Source organism: Ensifer sp. KUDG1 (genome assembly GCF_050434285.1).
Classification (GTDB): domain Bacteria; phylum Pseudomonadota; class Alphaproteobacteria; order Rhizobiales; family Rhizobiaceae; genus Ensifer.
Genome location: NZ_JBNDIG010000012.1, coordinates 63,225 through 81,845, shown reverse-complemented (window position 1 = coordinate 81,845; position 18,621 = coordinate 63,225). Strand labels below are relative to the sequence as shown.

Annotated in this window: 19 protein-coding genes; 14 read left to right on the top strand and 5 right to left on the bottom strand. The window is 61.4% G+C overall.

Annotation, left to right across the window (positions count from 1 at the left end):
* Nucleotides 1–27: 27 nt before the first annotated feature.
* From M2267_RS25700 to M2267_RS25690, 3 genes are read right to left on the bottom strand one after another with little or no spacing between them, the layout of a single operon-like run.
* Nucleotides 28–1,215: a GNAT family N-acetyltransferase gene (locus tag M2267_RS25700; protein ID WP_429118432.1), complete on the bottom strand. Its 1,188-nt coding sequence runs from the start codon at nucleotides 1,213–1,215 to the stop codon at nucleotides 28–30.
* Between the two features lie 4 nt (nucleotides 1,216–1,219).
* The gene (locus tag M2267_RS25695; RefSeq protein WP_060516956.1) at nucleotides 1,220–1,945 is read right to left on the bottom strand and encodes a glycerophosphodiester phosphodiesterase; all 726 of its coding nucleotides are present in this window, start codon (nucleotides 1,943–1,945) and stop codon (nucleotides 1,220–1,222) included.
* 13 nt (nucleotides 1,946–1,958) lie between these two features.
* On the bottom strand, nucleotides 1,959–2,426 hold the full coding sequence (locus M2267_RS25690) for a RidA family protein (protein WP_043622203.1): 468 nt from the start codon (nucleotides 2,424–2,426) through the stop codon (nucleotides 1,959–1,961).
* A 145-nt stretch (nucleotides 2,427–2,571) separates the two neighbouring features.
* Between M2267_RS25690 and M2267_RS25685 the strand changes: the two genes are divergently transcribed.
* The 8 genes from M2267_RS25685 (at nucleotide 2,572) to rseP (ending at nucleotide 9,834) form a co-directional block, all read left to right on the top strand.
* Nucleotides 2,572–3,399 carry a cell envelope integrity EipB family protein gene (locus tag M2267_RS25685; RefSeq protein WP_192446038.1) on the top strand — a complete coding sequence of 276 codons (828 nt, stop codon included), beginning with the start codon at nucleotides 2,572–2,574 and terminating at the stop codon, nucleotides 3,397–3,399.
* 182 nt (nucleotides 3,400–3,581) lie between these two features.
* The gene (rpsB, locus tag M2267_RS25680; protein ID WP_043622167.1) at nucleotides 3,582–4,349 is read left to right on the top strand and encodes a 30S ribosomal protein S2; all 768 of its coding nucleotides are present in this window, start codon (nucleotides 3,582–3,584) and stop codon (nucleotides 4,347–4,349) included.
* 253 nt (nucleotides 4,350–4,602) lie between these two features.
* Nucleotides 4,603–5,526: a translation elongation factor Ts gene (gene tsf / locus M2267_RS25675; protein WP_043622170.1), complete on the top strand. Its 924-nt coding sequence runs from the start codon at nucleotides 4,603–4,605 to the stop codon at nucleotides 5,524–5,526.
* 192 nt (nucleotides 5,527–5,718) lie between these two features.
* On the top strand, nucleotides 5,719–6,441 hold the full coding sequence (pyrH, locus tag M2267_RS25670; protein ID WP_429118429.1) for a UMP kinase: 723 nt from the start codon (nucleotides 5,719–5,721) through the stop codon (nucleotides 6,439–6,441).
* Between the two features lie 53 nt (nucleotides 6,442–6,494).
* Entirely contained in the window at nucleotides 6,495–7,055 is a 561-nt protein-coding gene (gene frr, locus M2267_RS25665) for a ribosome recycling factor (RefSeq protein ID WP_034796704.1), read from the top strand.
* 37 nt (nucleotides 7,056–7,092) lie between these two features.
* The gene (locus M2267_RS25660; protein ID WP_429118426.1) at nucleotides 7,093–7,836 is read left to right on the top strand and encodes an isoprenyl transferase; all 744 of its coding nucleotides are present in this window, start codon (nucleotides 7,093–7,095) and stop codon (nucleotides 7,834–7,836) included.
* On the top strand, nucleotides 7,836–8,669 hold the full coding sequence (locus M2267_RS25655; protein ID WP_043622178.1) for a phosphatidate cytidylyltransferase: 834 nt from the start codon (nucleotides 7,836–7,838) through the stop codon (nucleotides 8,667–8,669). The genes M2267_RS25660 and M2267_RS25655 overlap by 1 nt, the downstream gene beginning before the upstream one ends.
* A gap of 31 nt (nucleotides 8,670–8,700) precedes the next feature.
* Nucleotides 8,701–9,834, top strand: coding sequence for an RIP metalloprotease RseP (rseP, locus tag M2267_RS25650; RefSeq protein ID WP_205239023.1), 1,134 nt, complete (start codon nucleotides 8,701–8,703; stop codon nucleotides 9,832–9,834).
* An 84-nt stretch (nucleotides 9,835–9,918) separates the two neighbouring features.
* Here rseP and M2267_RS25645 read toward each other — a convergent pair whose 3' ends face one another.
* Nucleotides 9,919–10,143: a hypothetical protein gene (locus tag M2267_RS25645; protein ID WP_192447221.1), complete on the bottom strand. Its 225-nt coding sequence runs from the start codon at nucleotides 10,141–10,143 to the stop codon at nucleotides 9,919–9,921.
* Between M2267_RS25645 and bamA the strand changes: the two genes are divergently transcribed.
* From bamA to lpxB, 6 genes are read left to right on the top strand one after another with little or no spacing between them, the layout of a single operon-like run.
* Nucleotides 10,085–12,418 carry an outer membrane protein assembly factor BamA gene (bamA, locus tag M2267_RS25640; protein ID WP_429118422.1) on the top strand — a complete coding sequence of 778 codons (2,334 nt, stop codon included), beginning with the start codon at nucleotides 10,085–10,087 and terminating at the stop codon, nucleotides 12,416–12,418. The genes M2267_RS25645 and bamA overlap by 59 nt on opposite strands.
* 46 nt (nucleotides 12,419–12,464) lie before the next feature.
* The gene (lpxD, locus tag M2267_RS25635; RefSeq protein ID WP_429118419.1) at nucleotides 12,465–13,532 is read left to right on the top strand and encodes a UDP-3-O-(3-hydroxymyristoyl)glucosamine N-acyltransferase; all 1,068 of its coding nucleotides are present in this window, start codon (nucleotides 12,465–12,467) and stop codon (nucleotides 13,530–13,532) included.
* Nucleotides 13,525–13,989, top strand: a complete 465-nt coding sequence (gene fabZ / locus M2267_RS25630) for a 3-hydroxyacyl-ACP dehydratase FabZ (RefSeq protein ID WP_034796695.1) — start codon at nucleotides 13,525–13,527, stop codon at nucleotides 13,987–13,989. The genes lpxD and fabZ overlap by 8 nt, the downstream gene beginning before the upstream one ends.
* On the top strand, nucleotides 13,986–14,801 hold the full coding sequence (gene lpxA / locus M2267_RS25625) for an acyl-ACP--UDP-N-acetylglucosamine O-acyltransferase (protein WP_043622187.1): 816 nt from the start codon (nucleotides 13,986–13,988) through the stop codon (nucleotides 14,799–14,801). The genes fabZ and lpxA overlap by 4 nt, the downstream gene beginning before the upstream one ends.
* A gap of 5 nt (nucleotides 14,802–14,806) precedes the next feature.
* Complete coding sequence (locus M2267_RS25620) at nucleotides 14,807–15,694, top strand: LpxI family protein (RefSeq protein WP_429118416.1); 888 nt, start codon at nucleotides 14,807–14,809, stop codon at nucleotides 15,692–15,694.
* Nucleotides 15,691–16,866, top strand: coding sequence for a lipid-A-disaccharide synthase (gene lpxB, locus M2267_RS25615; protein ID WP_429118413.1), 1,176 nt, complete (start codon nucleotides 15,691–15,693; stop codon nucleotides 16,864–16,866). The genes M2267_RS25620 and lpxB overlap by 4 nt, the downstream gene beginning before the upstream one ends.
* A gap of 193 nt (nucleotides 16,867–17,059) precedes the next feature.
* Here the strand turns inward: lpxB and gltA are convergent, their stop codons facing one another.
* Nucleotides 17,060–18,349 carry a citrate synthase gene (gltA, locus tag M2267_RS25610; RefSeq protein WP_034796688.1) on the bottom strand — a complete coding sequence of 430 codons (1,290 nt, stop codon included), beginning with the start codon at nucleotides 18,347–18,349 and terminating at the stop codon, nucleotides 17,060–17,062.
* Between the last annotated feature and the right edge of the window lie 272 nt (nucleotides 18,350–18,621).

The following is an 18,621-nucleotide window of genomic DNA, read 5'->3' as shown; positions in this document are numbered from 1 at the left end:
AATGAAACCGGCTTCACGAAAAGCGGTTTAGTCGTCCTGCCGGTCACCTTTGCGGAAAGGTCCATGCTCTGCAAGAATTTCGCCGGTTTCCTCCACATCCCTGCGCTCGCGCTGAAGATAGTCCCCGACGGCGCGGGCAAGTCCCGGATGTGTGATGAAATGGGCGGAATGGGTGGTGACGGGCATGTAGCCGCGCGCAAGCTTGTGTTCGCCCTGGGCGCCGGCCTCAACGCGCTTCAGCCCCTTGGCAATCGCGAAATCGATCGCCTGGTGATAGCAGACTTCGAAATGCAGGAACGGGTGATCCTCGATGCAGCCCCAGTGGCGACCGTAGAGCGCATCGCCGCCGATGAAGTTGATCGCGCCTGCGATGTAGCGGCCGTTGCGGCGCGCCATCACCAGCAGGATATCGTCGGCCATGCGTTCGCCGATCAGCGAATAGAACGCGCGCGTCAGATAGGGGCGGCCCCACTTGCGCCCGCCGGTGTCCATGTAGAAGGCGAAGAACTCGTCCCAGATCGCTTCCGTCAGGTCGCTGCCGGTCAGCCAGTCGATCGAAATGCCGTTTTCGAGCGCAGCCCTGCGCTCCTTCTTCAGCGCCTTGCGCTTGCGTGAGGCAAGGGTCTCCAGAAAATCGGCGTGGGAGCCATAGCCTTCATTGGTGAAGTGGAATTGCTGGTCCGTGCGGTGCAGGAACCCGGCGCGCTCAAGCGCAGGGATCTCGGCTTCGGGCACGAAAGTCACGTGTGCGGACGAGACATCGTGTCTGCGGGCAAGCTCTTTCAGGCCCGCGGCAAGCGCATCCTGAACGGCGCTCGTGTTTTCATTCGGCGCCGAGAGCAGCCGTGGTCCGGTCGCAGGCGTGAAGGGGATGGAACTTTGCAGTTTCGGATAGTAGCGGCCGCCGGCGCGCTCGAAGGCGTCTGCCCAGCCATGGTCGAAAACGTATTCGCCCTGGCTGTGGCTCTTCAGGTAGCAGACAAGGCCGCCGCGCAATTGGCCGTCGCCGCCTTCAAGCAACAGATGCTGGCCGAGCCAACCGGTCTTGGCCGTCGCCGACCCGGACTCCTCGAGCGCCGAAAGATAGGCATGCGAGAGGAAGGGATTGTAGACGCCGCCGGGAAACGCCTTCGATGCACCGGACAGCACGTTCCAGCGTGCCGCCGGTATATCGGTGAAGGATTGCGCGATGCGGAGGGTGACGGCGTCTGACATTACGTTAGGAAACCAGGGCCTCCCGCGGGTCGAAACCCTCGAAGGTCATCTGATCCGCATGGGCGAACGTGTAGGCTTCGGCCTGCCGGTCGCGCACGGTCCAGGTGATGATCGTCTTGCCGAGCGTCCGTTCCTTGGTGATGAACGAGTTCGGCAGGTGGCCGTAGTGGTAGGAGATGAAGTCGAGCCCGAGCTGCATCGCCTCCTCATGCACAAAGAAAGTCTCCGGATTGGCGCCTTCCGCGGTGAGGCCCAGCGGGTAGGGCGCGTCGAGCGCCTTCAGATCCTTGAGCAGCCAGTGGTCGAAGCTCATCAGCGCAACGTGACCCTTGTAGCCTTCGAGCGTTTCGAGCACGGCGGCGGCAAAGCCCTCGTCATCCCCCTTGCGGCCCTTGAGCTCGATGACGAGCGGTACTTTGCCGGCAACCAGGCGCAGCATTTGCGTCAGCGTCGGCACCTTGTCCTTCGTGCCGCCGATCGCCATCAGACCGAGTTCGCCGGCGGTGCGGGCGCGCACGTCGCCCTTGATGCCGCAAAGGCGCTGCGTGTCGTCATCGTGGAAGACGACCGGAATGCTGTCTGCGGTATATTGCAGGTCGCATTCGATCGCGAAGCCGGCGTCGACGGCGCGGGAGAAAGCCGAAAGTGTGTTCTCCCACACCTGTTTGTTCATGTCGTGATAGCCGCGATGGGCAATCGGTTGGGCTTTCAGCCAGGAAATGTCAGCCATGTCGGGCACTCTGTCAGGCGATTTCGATGACGGCGTCGATCTCGACGGCGGCGTTGAAGGGCAGGGAAGCCATGCCGACGGCGGCGCGCGCATGCTTGCCGGCCTCACCGAGCACGGTGGCGAGCAGGTTGGACGCGCCGTTGATGACGAGGTGCTGCTCGACGAATTCCGGGGTCGAGGCGACGAAGCCATTGATCTTCACCAGGCGGCGGATGCGCCCGAGATCGCCGCCGAGTGCAGCCTTGGCCTGAGCGAGGATGTTGATCGAGCAGAGTTCGGCGGCGCGCTGTGCGCGGGCAACGTCCACATCCTTGCCGACGATGCCGGTCACGGCGACCTTGCCGTCTTCCATCGGAAGCTGTCCGGAGATGTAGAGCATCGAGCCGCTGATGACGTAGGGCACGTAGTTTGCAACCGGGGTCGCAGCCTGGGGAAGGGTCACTCCGAGGTCCTTGAGGCGCGCTTCGATCTCTGCCGACATGGAAAGCTCCATTGTTGTCTTTTGTGTTAAAATCCTGCATTCAGGCCGGATCGCGGCGGGCGCCGGCTTTTTCCTGCGAACGCCGCCTCGCTTCTGCCGAACGCTTGTTTATAGCATTGCCGGCGAGTCCAACAGGAGGAAACGGATGTTTCATAAAGGCTTCGGTCTCGTCACTTTGGGCAGCGCCTGTTTCGCCGTCATGACACTATCGGGCGCCACGGCGGCGTACGCAAACGCCCTTGTGCCGCACCGTGCCGTCTATGATCTCGAACTCAAGGATGCGTCGGATCGTTCCGGTATCGCCGGCATGTATGGTCGCATGGTCTACGAGTTCAATGGCTCGGCCTGCGCGGGCTATACCGTCAGCTTCCGTTTCGTCACCCAGGTCGATACCGGCGAGGAAGTGCGTCTGACCGACCAGCAGACGACCACCTACGAGGACCTGAAGAATGGCAACTTCCGCTTCCTGACTCGCTCCTTCACCGACGAGAAGTTGGACAAGGAAGTGCGCGGGACGGCGCATGAGGATAAGGCGGGTGTCAAGGTCGAACTGACCGCGCCCGACAAGCGCGAAATAGAACTCGCGGCGAGCCGGTTTCCGACCGCGCACATGATGGAAGTGATCTCGCGGGCGAAGAAGGGCGAGAGCCTCTTTGAGGCGCGCATCTTCGACGGCTCCGATTCGGGCGACAAGACCCTGATCACCTCGACCTTCGTCGGCAAGTCGCGCAAGCCCTCGGCGGACGAACCGGATGCCGGCAAGGCGGGCAAGCTCAGCGGCGACAATTACTGGCCGGTGACCATCTCCTACTTCAACGACGACAAGAGCGGCGACGCGCTGCCGATCTACCGCATGTCGTTCAAACTCTACGAGAACGGGATTACCCGCGATCTGACGATGGACTACGGCGATTTCGTCCTGAGCGGCAAGCTTGCGGACCTCGAAGTGTTCAAATCCGAGGACTGCAAATAGCCGATTGCGGTAAAAAGCGGCGTTTGCGGCTTGATTTATCGGGCGGTTGCCGTTAAGGGGCTGCCCATTCCACACGTGAAGCTTGGGATGTTCCGGGAGAAATCCGGATCGTTCCGCCGGTGGGCCGGTCGAAAGACATGCTCGACGCTTCGCGGAGGTTAAACCGGAAAAGGAGAAAAGGCATGGCATTGCCTGATTTTAGCATGCGTCAGCTTCTGGAAGCTGGCGTTCACTTCGGCCACCAGACGCACCGCTGGAACCCGAAGATGAAGCCGTACATTTTCGGCGATCGCAACAACGTTCACATCATCGACCTCGCACAGACCGTGCCGATGCTGTCGCGCGCCCTGCAGATCGTCAGCGACACCGTTGCCAACGGCGGCCGCGTTCTGTTCGTCGGCACCAAGCGCCAGGCGTCCGAAATCATCGCTGACGCTGCCAAGCGTTCGGCCCAGTACTACGTCAACGCTCGCTGGCTCGGCGGCATGATGACCAACTGGAAGACGATTTCGAACTCGATCCAGCGCCTGCGCAAGCTCGACGAAATCCTCGCTTCGGAAGCTTCGGGCTTCACCAAGAAGGAACGCCTGAACCTCGAGCGCGAACGCGAAAAGCTGAACCGCGCTCTCGGCGGTATCCGCGACATGGGCGGCACACCGGACCTGATGTTCATCATCGACACCAACAAGGAATCGATCGCGATCGACGAAGCCAAGCGCCTCGGCATCCCGGTTGTCGCAGTCATCGACTCGAACTGCGATCCGGACCAGATCGACTATCCGATCCCGGGCAACGACGACGCTTCGCGCGCCATCGCTCTCTACTGTGACCTCATCGCACGCGCTGCCATCGACGGCATCGCACGCCAGCAGGGCGCATCGGGCCGTGACCTCGGCGCATCCGCCGAAGCTCCGGTTGAGCCGGCGCTCGACGAGGCCTCCGACGCCTGATCGGGCCTTGGCGGCAGATAAATTCTGCCGCCCCCAATGAAATGTCGGGACAAGGCCGTTTGTGATGAAAGTCAAAACGGCCTTGTTCTTTTCAGCCAGGGGTGGCGCCGATCCGTTCGGATCCTTGGATCCGGACAATGCCCGCGATGATGCAGTCATCACGGTGTCACAATGAAAAGCCATTCCCTGCCACACCTCCTGGTACCGCGCCCTCAAGGGCAGCGCGCCAACCAACAGACAAAGAGGCAATAAGATGAGTGTAACTGCAGCAATGGTGAAGGAATTGCGCGAAAAGACCGGCGCAGGCATGATGGACTGCAAGAAGGCGCTCGCCGAAACCAACGGCGACATGGAAGCTGCGATCGACTGGCTGCGCGCCAAGGGCATCGCCAAGGCCGACAAGAAGTCGGGCCGCACGGCTGCTGAAGGCCTCATCGGTATTGTCAGCGGTGGCGTCAAGGCCGTCGTCGTCGAAATCAACTCCGAAACCGACTTCGTTGCCCGCAACGAAGCGTTCCAGGAACTCGTCCGCGGCGTTGCCAATGTAGCGCTGACCACCGACGGCTCGGTTGAAGCCATTGCGGCTGCAAACTACCCGGCAACCGGCAAGTCGGTCGATGAGACCATCAAGGATGCGATTGCCACCATCGGCGAGAACATGACGCTGCGCCGCGCAGCTCTGCTCAAGGTCGAAGACGGCGTTGTTGCAACCTACATCCACAACGCTGCTGGCGACGGCATCGGCAAGCTCGGCGTTCTCGTCGCGCTGAAGTCGGTCGGCGACAAGGAAGTGCTGTACTCGGTCGGCCGTCAGGTCGCCATGCACATCGCTGCGACCAACCCGCTCGCGATCCGCGCCGACGAAGTCGACGCCGCTGTCGCCGAGCGCGAGCGCAACGTCTTCATCGAACAGTCGCGCGCCTCGGGCAAGCCGGACAACATCATCGAAAAGATGGTTGAAGGCCGCATGCGCAAGTTCTTCGAAGAAGTCGCTCTGCTGTCGCAGGCCTTCGTCATGAACCCGGAAATCACCGTCGGTCAGGCCGTCAAGGACGCTGAAAAGCTCGCTGGCGCACCGATCGAAGTCACCGGTATGGCTCGCCTGCTGCTCGGCGAAGGCGTCGAGAAGGAAGAGTCCGACTTCGCTGCAGAAGTTGCAGCCGTCGCCAAGGGCTGATTTCTTCACCCATATTGGGAAAACCTTGGGGCATCGCGTGACAACGCGGTGCCCTTCGTGTATCCGGCTTCGTCAATGCGCTGGACCCGCCGGAAAATACGCCGTTGCGGTTGAAACCATGGAGCGCAATGTGTCCTTATGCGCTGTGCGCCGCCTTCGTGCGCACGCGCGCCGATCTGTTCAGGAGCGATGATGCCGGCCGAGCCACTCTACAAACGCGTTCTACTCAAAGCCTCCGGCGAAGCCCTGATGGGCAGCCAGGGCTTCGGCATCGATGTCGCGGTCGCCGACCGGATCGCCGCAGATATCGCTGAGGCCCGTGCCATGGGCGTCGAAGTGGGCGTGGTTGTCGGTGGCGGCAACATCTTCCGCGGCGTGGCCGTCGCTTCCAAGGGTGGCGACCGGGTGACCGGCGACCACATGGGCATGCTGGCAACCGTGATCAACGCGCTGGCGCTCGCAACGTCGCTGCGCAAGCTCGACATCGACACGGTGGTGCTCTCGGCAATCGCGATGCCGGAGATCTGCGAGAGCTTCTCGCAGCGTGCAACGCTCTACCATCTTTCCGTCGGCCGCGTCGTGATCTTTGCCGGCGGCACCGGCAACCCCTTCTTCACGACCGATTCTGCCGCCGCCCTTCGCGCCGCCGAAATGGGCGCGCAGGCGATCTTCAAGGGCACGCAGGTCGATGGCATCTATTCCGCCGACCCGAAGAAGGATCCGACTGCGACCCGCTTCGACCGCCTGACGCACAGCGAAGTCCTCGAGAAGGGCCTTGCCGTCATGGATGTTGCCGCCGTCGCGCTCGCACGCGAAAATGCCATTCCGATCGTTGTCTTCTCCATTCATGAGAAGGGTGGCTTTGCGGAAATATTGACCGGCGGCGGTCGCGCGACCATCGTCACAGACAACTAAGAAGCTGCAGAACGGCCTTGCGGCCGGCGCATGATAGAACGGGAGTTTCGACCATGAGTGAAGGTGTTGACCTGAAGGAACTGAAGCGTCGCATGGATGGCGCCATTTCCGCATTCAAGAGCGATATCGCGTCGCTCCGTACCGGCCGCGCGTCGGCGAACGTTCTCGATCCGGTGACCGTCGAAGCCTATGGCTCGCGCGTGCCCCTCAACCAGGTGGCGAACATCACGGTTCCCGAGCCGCGCATGCTGTCCGTCTCGGTCTGGGACAAGCAGATGGTCGGCGCCGTCGATCGCGGCATTCGCGAATCGAACCTCGGCCTCAATCCGATCATCGACGGCCAGAACCTGCGCATTCCGCTGCCGGAGCTCAACGAAGAGCGCCGCAAGTCGCTCGTCAAAGTGGCACATGACTACGCCGAAAAGGCGAAGGTCGCCGTGCGTCACGTTCGTCGCGACGGCATGGACGACCTGAAAAAAGCCGAAAAGGATGGCGACATCGGCCAGGATATCAGCCGTTCTCAGTCCGAGCGCGTGCAAAAGATGACCGACGAAACGATTTCCGATATCGACCGCTTGCTCGTCGAGAAGGAAAAGGAAATCATGCAGGTCTGATCTGCTCGTGATCTGAGTCTCCTTTCGCGGACGCCTTATGCAAAACCTCACTTCCACGACCGTTCCGGAACATGTTGCCATCATCATGGATGGCAACGGGCGTTGGGCGAACGCGCGTGGGCTTCCGCGCACGATGGGGCACCGCAAGGGCGTCGAGACCGTTCGCGCCGCCGTCAAGACGGCGGGCGAGCTGGGCATTCGCTACCTCACGCTCTTTGCCTTTTCCTCGGAAAACTGGAGCAGGCCGGCGGCGGAAGTCAGCGATCTCATGGGGTTGCTCAAGACCTTCATCCGCCGGGATCTTGCCGACCTGCACCGCGAGAATGTCCGCATCCGCGTCATCGGCGACCGCTCCAACCTCCGGGGCGACATTCTACCGTTGCTGGTGGAGGCGGAGGAGACGACGCGGACAAATACCGGCATCACGCTCGTCATCGCCTTCAACTACGGCGCCCGGGACGAGATGACACGGGCCATGCGGCGCCTGGCGACGGAAGTCGCGGAAGGACGGTTGCGGCCCGAGGACATCACCGCTGAACGTATCTCGGCGACGCTCGACACATCGGACATCCCGGATCCGGACCTGATCATCCGCACCAGCGGCGAAGAGCGTCTCTCGAATTTCCTTCTTTGGCAGGGCGCCTACTCGGAATTGATCTTCGTTCCGGAGCTGTGGCCGGACTTTACCCGCGAGACGTTCCTGGCGGCTCTTGAAAAATACGCCTGCCGCGAGCGCCGCTTCGGCGGCGTCACCGAGCCCACGCTGGCGGTTGGTTCCTGATGCAGACTGAACTCAAGCTTCGTATCGCTTCGGGCGTGGTCCTCGCGGCGGTGACACTGGCGGCGACCTGGTTCGGCGGCCTGGCATTCCAGCTTCTCTCGGCGCTGATTGCGCTGCTGGTGTATTACGAGTGGTCGACGATCACTGGCCTCCAGGAAGGGGATTTCCAGGGCAACGCCGTTGGTTGGCTGGCCATTGTCATCATCGCCGGCCTGATCGTGACCGGATACATCGGCTACAGCCTTCCGGTCCTGGCCGCCTTTGTTGTGCTCACCGTCCTTTGGGTATCCTTGCAGAAGACCAGTTGGTGGCTGCCGGGTGGCATCGCCTATGCCGGGCTGACCGGCATTTCGCTTGCCGCGCTTCGCGGCGCCGACGATCTCGGCCTGATGGCGACGCTGTTCGTCTTTGCCGTCGTCTGGGCGACCGATATCTTCGCCTATTTTACCGGCCGCGCGATCGGAGGACCGAAGCTCGCCCCGCGCATATCGCCCGGCAAGACGTGGTCGGGCGCCATCGGTGGCACAATTTGCGGCATCCTCGCCGGCGTTGCCGTCTTTATGGCTTATTTTTCGCTGCAAGATCTCCGGATTCCGATCATTGCGCTGGTGCTTTCTGTCGCCAGCCAAGTGGGAGACTTGTTCGAATCCTTCATCAAGCGCCGTTTTGGGGTGAAGGATTCCAGCCGTCTCATTCCGGGGCATGGCGGCGTTATGGATCGGGTCGATGGATTGATTTTCGCGTGCGTCGCGGCGTTGATTCTGGTCATGGTTCAGTATTTCGTCAGCGATGGGCGCCAGATCGCTTTCGGATCAGTCCTGTATAGCCTTTGAGCTTAGGCCCATGGGTGCTTGAGGAACGTTCATGACATATCTGTTTGATGCCCTTCAGATTCTGACCGGCTACGTCATCCCATTTCTTTTGGTGCTGACGCTGCTGGTCTTCGTACACGAGATGGGCCACTACCTCGTCGGCCGCTGGTCGGGTATCCGCATCCTCGCTTTTTCGATCGGCTTTGGCCCGGAGCTCGTCGGTTGGACCGACCGGCACGGGACGCGGTGGAAACTGGCGGCGATTCCCCTTGGCGGTTACGTCAAGTTCTACGGCGACGAGGATGCGGCGAGCGTGCCGGACTACAAGCGCCTGGAGGCGCTGGCGCCGGAAGAGCGCAGCCAGACCTTCCTCGGCGCCAAATTGTGGAAGCGCGCGGCAACGGTCGCTGCCGGACCGATCGCAAACTTCATTCTCGCCATCGCCATCTTTGCCGTTCTGTTTTCCGTCTACGGACGCCAGGTCGCCGATCCGGTGGTTGCGCGGGTGAATGAGAACAGTGCGGCGGCCCAGGCCGGCGTCGTGCCCGGAGACCGACTGATTTCGATCGACAGCACGCCGGTCGTCACCTTCGACGACGTTCGCCGCTATGTCAGCGTCCGTCCGGAAATGCCGATTTCGATTCGCATCGAACGCAACGGCGCGATGCTCGATCTGTCCATGGTGCCGCAGCGCACCGAGCTCACGGACCAGTTCGGCAACAAGATGGAAATCGGCGTCATCGGTATCCTGACCGACCAGGAAGCCGGTAACTTCCGCACCGTCAGCTACGGCCCGATCGAGGCCGTCGGGCAGGGCGTCCTGCAAAGCTGGCATGTCGTCACCGGCACCTTCGACTATCTCTCCAATGTCGTGACCGGGCGGATGAAGGCGGATCAGATCGGTGGACCGATCCGCGTCGCCAAGGTTTCGGGGCAGATGGCGACCCTTGGAATTCCGTTTTTGCTGAATATTGCCGCGATCCTGTCTGTTTCCATAGGATTGCTTAACCTCATGCCCGTTCCGGTGCTTGATGGCGGCCACTTGATGTTCTATGCGGTTGAGGCCTTGCGCGGAAGGCCGGTGGGCCCGGCCGCGCAGGATGTCGCCTATCGGATCGGCTTTGCCATGGTGCTCATGCTCATGGTCTTTGCCACCTGGAACGACATATCGATGTTCTTCGGCTAGCGTTCGGCCGGGGAAACGGCGAGGGGGATTTCGACGGATACTGTGAACGATTGGTTTTCAACGGCTTGCGACGAAAGGTTTTGTTTACGATAAATCGAGGCTGTAGTGGCCGTTAAGCCACGGTTCGAATTGAAGTAAACAGAAATTAACGAGCTGGCTTGCTTGTATGGGAAAAGCGGTTAAAACGGCAACCGTGACCGGAGTCGGCACGAAACTGCCGCGCGACGTTTGGAAAAGGTAAGATTTGAACATGAAAGCTGGTTCAAGGTTTTTGAACGCGGTGTCGGCGGCTGCGCTGTCAACAAGCATTGTTGTTTCCGGCGCTGGTGTTGGGTTGCTCGCAGGCACGTCCGTTGCAGAAGCTGCGGTCATCAATCGTGTCGAAGTTCGCGGCGCCACGCGCGTCAGCGCTGAGACGGTTCGTGCGAACATCACGATCGTCCCGGGCAAGAGCTTCAACAACACCGATATCGACGCTTCCGTGAAGCGCCTGTATGCGACCGGCTACTTCTCCGACGTCAGCATCAACGTTTCCGGCGGCACGCTGGTCGTCAACGTCAGCGAGAATCAGCTCGTCAACCAGGTCGTCTTCAACGGCAACCGCAAGATCAAGGACGACAAGCTGCAGGGCGTCGTGCGCACGCAGCCGCTCGGTCCTTACAGCGAAGCGACGGTCGAGACGGACATCCAGTCGATCAAGGACGCCTATGCGGCGATCGGTCGAAGCGATATCACGGTGACGACGCAGGTCGTTCCTGTCGCCGAAGGTCGCGTCAACCTCGCGTTCGTCATCAACGAAGGCGAGCGCACCAAGATTTCCCAGATCAACTTCGTCGGCAACGAAGCCTACAGCGACGGCCGTCTGCAGTCGGTCATCGCGACGAAGGAATCGGGCATTTTCTCCTTCATTACGCGCAAGGACGTCTACAATCCCGACAAGCTGCGTGCGGACGAAGAGCTGCTGCGTCAGTTCTACTACAACCGCGGCTACGCCGACTTCCAGGTCGTTTCCTCGGATGCGGCCCTGAATGAGGCGACCAACGAGTACACGGTGACGATCACCGTCGAAGAAGGTCCGCGCTACGACTTTGGTTCGGTTAACGTCGAATCGACCGTTGAGGGTGTCAATGCCGAAGAACTGAAGGGGCTCGTCGTGAGCCGTGAGGGGTCGGTCTACAAGGCCAAGGACGTCCAGGCGACGATGACCGAAATCTCGAAGCGCGTCGCTTCGGCCGGTTACCCGTTCGCTCGCGTCACGCCGCGCGGCAACCGCGATCTCGGCAACCACACGATCTCGGTCGACTACCTCGTCGATCAGGGCGAGCGCGCCTATGTCGAGCGTATCGAAATCCGCGGCAACACCCGTACCCGTGACTACGTCATCCGTCGCGAGTTCGACATGGGTGAAGGCGACGCCTTCAACCAGGAAATGGTTGCGCGCGCCAAGCGTCGCCTTGAGGCTCTCGGCTACTTCTCGAGCGTCAACGTTTCGACCGCTCCGGGCAGCGCCGCTGACCGTGTTGTCGTCATCGTCGACGTACAGGATCAGTCGACCGGTTCATTCGGTATCGGTGCAGGTTACTCTGCCGGTAGCGGTGGTGGCTTCCTCGTCGAAGCTTCGATCGAAGAAAAGAACTTCCTCGGCCGTGGCCAGTACATCCGCGTTGCAGCTGGTCGTGGCGATGAAAGCCGCACGTACAACGTTTCGTTCACGGAGCCGTATTTCCTTGGCTATCGTCTGGCCGCAGGCTTCGACGTCTTCAAGAACGAAAACGACTTCGATGACGACAACTACAGCTACGAAGATCAGGGCTTCAGCCTGCGCGTGACCGCGCCGATCACCGAGAACCTGTCGACGACGCTGCGCTACAACTTCACGCAGTTCGACTATAGCGGTAACGTTGCGAAGCTGTCGTCGCCTTACGTTCGTGCGGTCGAGGGTGGCAACTGGGTCCGTTCGTCGGTTTCGCAGTCGATCACCTACAATACGCTCGACGATGCGCAGCTGCCGCATGACGGTATTCTTGCGACCTTCACGCATGAATTCGCCGGCCTCGGTGGCGACTCCGACTTCTACAAGATGACCGGTAAGGCCAAGTGGTACTACACTGTCAACGACGAAGCCGACATCATCGCTTCACTCGGCGGTAGCGCTGGCCATATCTTCGAGACCGGTAGCGATCTGCAGGTCTTCGACCAGTTCCAGCTCGGTACCAGCGACATCCGTGGCTTCGAGCGCAACGGTATTGGTCCGCGGGACAAGGCAACGGGCGATGCGCTCGGCGGTACGACCTACTTCACGGCTTCGGCCGAGGCGACGTTCCCGCTTCCGGGTATCCCGCGTGACAGCGGCTTCCGCGGTGCAGTCTTCGCTGATGCCGGCACGCTTTACAGCAACCAGGTCAAGATGGCCCCGGGCGAAACCGTGCAGGGCAACAACTCGTCGCTGCGTGCATCGGTCGGTGTTGGTCTGATCTGGGCTTCGCCCTTCGGTCCGCTGCGTGTCGACTACGCATGGCCGATCGCCAAGGAAGATTTCGACAAGGTTCAGAACCTGAAGTTCGGCATTTCCTCGTCGTTCTGATAAGAAGCAGTCCAGAACTGCCAGAAAAGATCGTTCTGGAGTGTACATGGAACAGAATTGGTTTTTTCCGCCCCACGATGGGATCCGCCTGGGCGACCTGGCGGATCGAATTGGGGCGGAATTGGTGGATGTCGCGGTCGCTGACCGCGCTGTCCGCTCCGTAGCGCCGGTCTATCGGGCAAAGCCCGGTGACGTCTGCTATATGTTGTCTCGCAAGAGCCGCGCTGAACTCGAGACCTGTGAGGCATCGGCGATCATTTGCGACAAGACGATTTCGTCTCTCGTCCCCGCCCATATTCCCGTCCTTTTGACAGCGCGGCCGCATACGGCCTTTGCGCTTGCAGGTACGTTGTTGCACGAGATTGCAATGCGTCCGGCACGCAATACGAGCCTAAGCGGGATTGCGCCCGGTGCGTTCGTGGACCCGACCGCGCGGCTTGAAGACGATGTCGAAGTTGAACCGACGGCAGTCGTTGGCGCCGGCGCCGAAATCGGCTGTGGCACGCGCATTGCAGCCGGCGCGGTGATCGGCCCGGGCGTGCGCATCGGCCGCGATTGCACGATTTCTGCGGGCGCCAGCGTGCTCTGCGCGCTCGTCGGCAACAGTGTCATCATCCATCCGGGTGCTCGCATCGGTCAGGATGGCTTCGGCTATGCGCCGGGTCCGAAAGGCGGGATGATCAAGATCGTCCAGGTCGGGCGGGTGATCATCCAGGATCACGTCGAGATTGGCGCGAATACGACGATCGATCGTGGCACGATGGATGACACGGTGATCGGCGAGGGCACCAAGATCGACAATCTCGTTCAGATCGGTCACAACGTCCGCATCGGTCGTTATTGCGGCATCGTCAGTGGGGTCGGCATTGCCGGCAGCACGAAGATCGGCGATGGCGTCATGATTGGCGGCGGCAGCGGCGTCAATGGCCACATCACGGTTGGTGACGGCGTACAGATCGCGGCTATGAGCGGCGTGGCCGCCGATGTTCCCGCCGGCGAACGGTACGGTGGTATTCCGGCGCGCCCGATGCGCGATTTCCTGCGCGACGTCGCGGAAATGGCTATGCGGGCAGAGGAAAGACAGAAAAAGAAGAAGGGCGGCGCGAATGAGTGAAGCAGCAACGGTTCTCGGCACGGCGGATATTCAGGAAATCCTGAAACTGCTGCCCCATCGCTACCCATTCCTGCTCGTCGATCGCATCATCGAGATCGACGGCGACAATTCGGCGATCGGTATCAAGAATGTCTCGGCGAACGAGCCGCATTTCACCGGTCACTTCCCCGAGCAGCCGATCATGCCGGGCGTCCTGCTCGTCGAGGGCATGGCGCAGACGGCTGGCGCGATCTGCGCCCGCAAGGTCGGAACCGGCACGAACCTGGTCTATTTCATGACCATCGACAATGCCCGTTTCCGCAAGCCGGTTGTGCCTGGCGATCGCGTCGAATTCCATGTCGTGAAGCAGAAGCAGCGCGGCAATATCTGGAAATTTCACTGTGATGCAAAAGTTGACGGGCAACTTGTCGCAGAAGCTGATATCGGCGCGATGATCGTCAGCAAGGAAGACGCCTGAACATGATTGCAGCATCTGCGAAGATCCACCCGTCCTCGGTCGTCGAGAGCGGGGCTGTGATCGGCGAGAACGTCAAGATCGGCCCGTTTTGCTACATCGGGCCGAAAGTCGTTCTGGGCGACGATATCGAGATTCTCAGCCATGCCGTGGTGATCGGCCGGACGACGGTCGGCAAGGGAACGAAGATTTTCCCGAACGCCGTGGTCGGCGGTGATTCCCAGAGCGTTCATCACAGTGCTGTGGATACCGAACTTCTGATCGGTTCCAATTGCACGATCCGCGAAGGCGTGACGATGAACACCGGGACCGTCGAACATGGCGGCAAGACGGTTGTTGGCGATAACAATCTCTTTCTCGCCAACTCGCACGTGGCGCATGATTGCCGCCTCGGCAACAACATTATCCTGTCCAACAATGTGATGTTGGCGGGCCATGTCACGGTCGAGGACCGCGTCATTCTCGGCGGCGGCTGCGCAGTGCACCAGTTCACCCGCGTCGGCCGCCAAGCCTTTGTCGGCGGTCTGTCAGCTGTCAGCTACGACGTCATTCCGTATGGCATGCTCAACGGCAATCCTGGCCTGCTCAGCGGCCTGAACGTTGTCGGCATGAGCCGGGCCGGCATCGATCGTGCAACGATCCATGTGGTTCGCCGCGCCTACAAGCAGATTTTCGAAGGGCCGGAATCGATCCGCGCCAATGCAGCAGCGATTCGCGAAGACTATATGGATTGCGCGCCGGTCATGGAAATCCTCGACTTCATCGGTGCCGAGAGCGACCGCGCACTGTCGTCGCCGCAACGCGGCAAGGCCTGACCGTGATGTCTTCTGCTGCGAGCCGCGCGGCGACTGGCGGCCGGCTCGCAATCATCGCTGGTGGCGGCGCGCTGCCCCACCATGTCGCCGAAGCAGTTCGTGCGCGCGGCGAAGATCCCTACATCATCGCACTCACGCGTGAAGCCGAAGAAGCCGATTGGATCGACTTCGACCACTCGGTTCTGGCGATCGGCGATTTCGCCAATATCAGCCGGACATTCAGGGAAGAGGGCATAGACCGCGTCGTCCTGTCCGGGTGGGTTCGGCGCCGTCCGGAATGGCGCGATATCCGCCCGACGTTGCGGACCCTCGCAAAGATACCTTCAGTTCTAAGGACGCTGGTCTCGGGCGGGGACGATGCGGTCCTGCGCATGGCGATGCAGCTGATAGAGGCAAGCGGCGCGCATGTCATCGGCGTGCACGAGGTGGTTCCCAATCTCCTGGCCGACTCAGGCCCCATCGGTGCTGTGAACCCTGACGCTGACGACCAACGCGACATAGAAGCGGGTATTGCTGCCGCCAATGCGCTCGGCGCGCTCGACGTGGGGCAGGGGGCGGTTGCGGTCGGCGGGCGTGTCGTCGCGCTCGAGGGTGCCGAGGGGACCGACGCCATGCTGGAGCGTGTCGCCGTGTTGAAGGCGGAGGGGCGCGTCTCTTCGCGCCGACGCGGCGTACTCGTCAAGCTTTGCAAGCCCGGACAGGATCTGCGCGCCGACCTGCCGTCGATCGGCCCGTCCACCATCGCCCTTGCCGAGCGAGCTGGTCTTGCTGGCGTTGCCGTCGAAGCCGGGCGGGCGCTGGTACTGGAACGGAACGATGTGGTCAGCGTCGCCGATCAAGCGGGGCTGTTCGTCGCCGGAGTGGAGCGCGCATCCGGAGGCAACAGGCGATGAACGCGCCACGTTACAAGCTCGCTGTGATCGCCGGTGAAGTTTCCGGCGACCTTCTGGGCGCCGATCTCGTTCGCGCGCTTCGGGCGCAAAGCCATTGCGACGTCGAACTCGTCGGTGTCGGCGGCGAGGCTCTGGAGGCCGAGGGCCTGCGCTCGCTGTTCGACTATTCCGAACTGTCGATCATGGGTTTCACGCAGGTGCTCGCCCGTCTGCCGAAGCTGATCATGCGCATCCGCCAGACGGCAAAGGCCATCATAGCAGCCCGACCCGACGCGCTTCTGATCATTGACAGCCCGGATTTCACCCACCGCGTGGCGCGAAAAGTCCGTGCCGCCCTGCCGGATCTGCCCGTCATCAACTACGTCTGCCCGAGCGTCTGGGCATGGAAGCCGGAGCGAGCGCCGCGCATGCGCGGATATGTCGATCACGTGCTTGCCGTCTTGCCCTTTGAGCCGGAGGCGATGGAGCGGTTGCAAGGCCCCCCGACCACCTATGTCGGCCATCGGCTTGCAAGCGACGCCAATGTGCTTGCCGTTCGCGCAAGCCGCCAACCGCGCCTTGCAGGCGCCAAGGAAGGGCGTGTTTCGACCTGCCTTCTGCTGCCGGGCTCGCGCTCGAGCGAAGTCGGTCGCCTGCTGCCGATCTTTCGCGCGACGGTCGAGGAACTCGCTGCCCGCCATCCGGGCGTCCGCTTCGTGCTTCCGACGGTGCCGCGCCAGGAGAAACTGGTTCGGGAAATTACCGCATCCTGGACCATCCAGCCGGAAATTTCCGTCGGCGCAGCCGACAAATGGGCGGCGTTCGATCGGGCCGATGCGGCGATCGCAGCTTCGGGTACGGTCATTCTAGAACTCGCTTTGGCGGGCGTGCCTGTCGTTTCCACCTATGCGCCGGATTTCCTGGTGAAGTTCCTGCACAAGCGGATCCGCATCTGGAGCGGCGCACTGCCGAACCTGATCGCGGATTTCCCGATCGTCCCGGAATATTTCGGCGAATCGATCCGCCCCGGTGCATTGACGCGCTGGATGGAGCGGCTTTCGGGCGCAACGGCGCAGCGGGCCTCGATGCTCGACGGCTACGCGCTTGTGCAGCAGCGCATGGCGACCGACCATCCGCCGGGCGAGATGGCAGCCAGGATCGTTCTTGGCTATCTCGACAAGCGCAAGTCGTAAGATTTACCGCTGCCTGAGGCGCAATTTTCCTCGACGCTTTGCTGACGATGCCTGGCGCGCAGCGTGCGCTCGGGTAGTATTGCGTTGCCGCTCATGGCGACCGATCACTACCGGTCGCCATCGGTCCAGCGCTGCAAAAACAAAGGCCCGGTCATCGCTGACCGGGCCTTTGTTGCATGTGCTTTTGTCGGTCTTAGCGCTTGGAGACCGGCACGTAGTCGCGCTGCGGAGCGCCGACATAGAGCTGGCGCGGGCGGCCGATGCGCTGTTCCGGATCTTCGATCATCTCGTTCCACTGGGCGATCCAGCCGACGGTGCGGGCGAGCGCGAAGAGAACGGTGAACATGGTGGTGGGGAAGCCCAGCGCCTTCAGCGTGATGCCCGAGTAGAAGTCGATGTTCGGGTAGAGCTTCTTCTCGATGAAGTACTCGTCGGTCAGCGCAATGCGCTCGAGTTCCATCGCCACTTCGAGGAGCGGATCGTCCTTGTGGCCGAGCTCGGCGAGCACTTCATGCGTGGTTTTCTGCATGATCTTGGCGCGCGGGTCGTAGTTCTTGTAGACGCGGTGACCGAAGCCCATCAGGCGGAACGGGTCGTTCTTGTCCTTGGCGCGGGCGATGAATTCCGGAATGCGGTCAGCCGTGCCGATTTCGGCAAGCATGTTGAGCGCCGCTTCGTTGGCGCCGCCGTGCGCCGGGCCCCAGAGGCAGGCGATGCCGGCCGCGATGCACGCGAACGGGTTGGCACCCGACGAACCGGCAAGGCGAACCGTCGAGGTCGAAGCGTTCTGTTCGTGATCGGCGTGCAGGATGAAGATACGGTCCATGGCGCGCGACAGAACCGGGTTGACGACATACTCTTCGCACGGAACGGCGAAGCACATGCGCAGGAAGTTCGAGGCGTAGTCGAGGTCGTTCTTCGGGTAAACGAAGGGCTGGCCGATGTGATACTTGTAGGCCATGGCCGCGATCGTCGGCATCTTGGCGATCATACGCAGCGAGGCAACCATGCGCTGGTGCGGATCGGTGATGTCGGTCGAGTCGTGGTAGAAGGCCGAGAGCGCGCCGACGCAGCCGCACATGACGGCCATCGGGTGTGCGTCGCGGCGGAAGCCAGTGAAGAAGCGCGACATCTGCTCGTGCACCATGGTGTGGTGCGTGACGCGGTAGTCGAAATCAGCCTTCTGCGCCTTCGTCGGCAGTTCGCCGTAGAGCAGCAGGTAGCAGACTTCGAGGAAGTCGCCGTGCTCGGCAAGCTGTTCGATCGGGTAGCCGCGGTGCAGAAGCACGCCTTCGTCGCCGTCGATATAGGTGATCTTGGATTCGCACGACGCCGTCGACGTGAAGCCCGGGTCGTAGGTGAACATCTTCGTCTGCTTGTAGAGCGAGCCGATGTCCACGACGTCAGGGCCGATGGACCCAGATCGCACCGGAAGATCCGCCGACTTTCCATCGAGTGTTACAACCGCGGTTTTATCAGTCATCGGACCCTCCGTCTTATGGCAACGTGGCACACAGACGTGCCACGACAATGAACGTTGCGAATTTGCTATATGATTTATTTTCGACTGCCAAGCTGTACGAAAGGCAAATTGTGCGATGCGAAAATGTGCATATGGCGACGCAATAATGGCATGTTACGGCAATAAGTCCAAAGAGATCAATAAGCTCGTCCGATGATGGTGCGGTACCATTCTATATAGGTTTGCCGCTTTTTTCGGCAGATAGCGCCTCGGTTGCAGTTGCGAGACGTTGG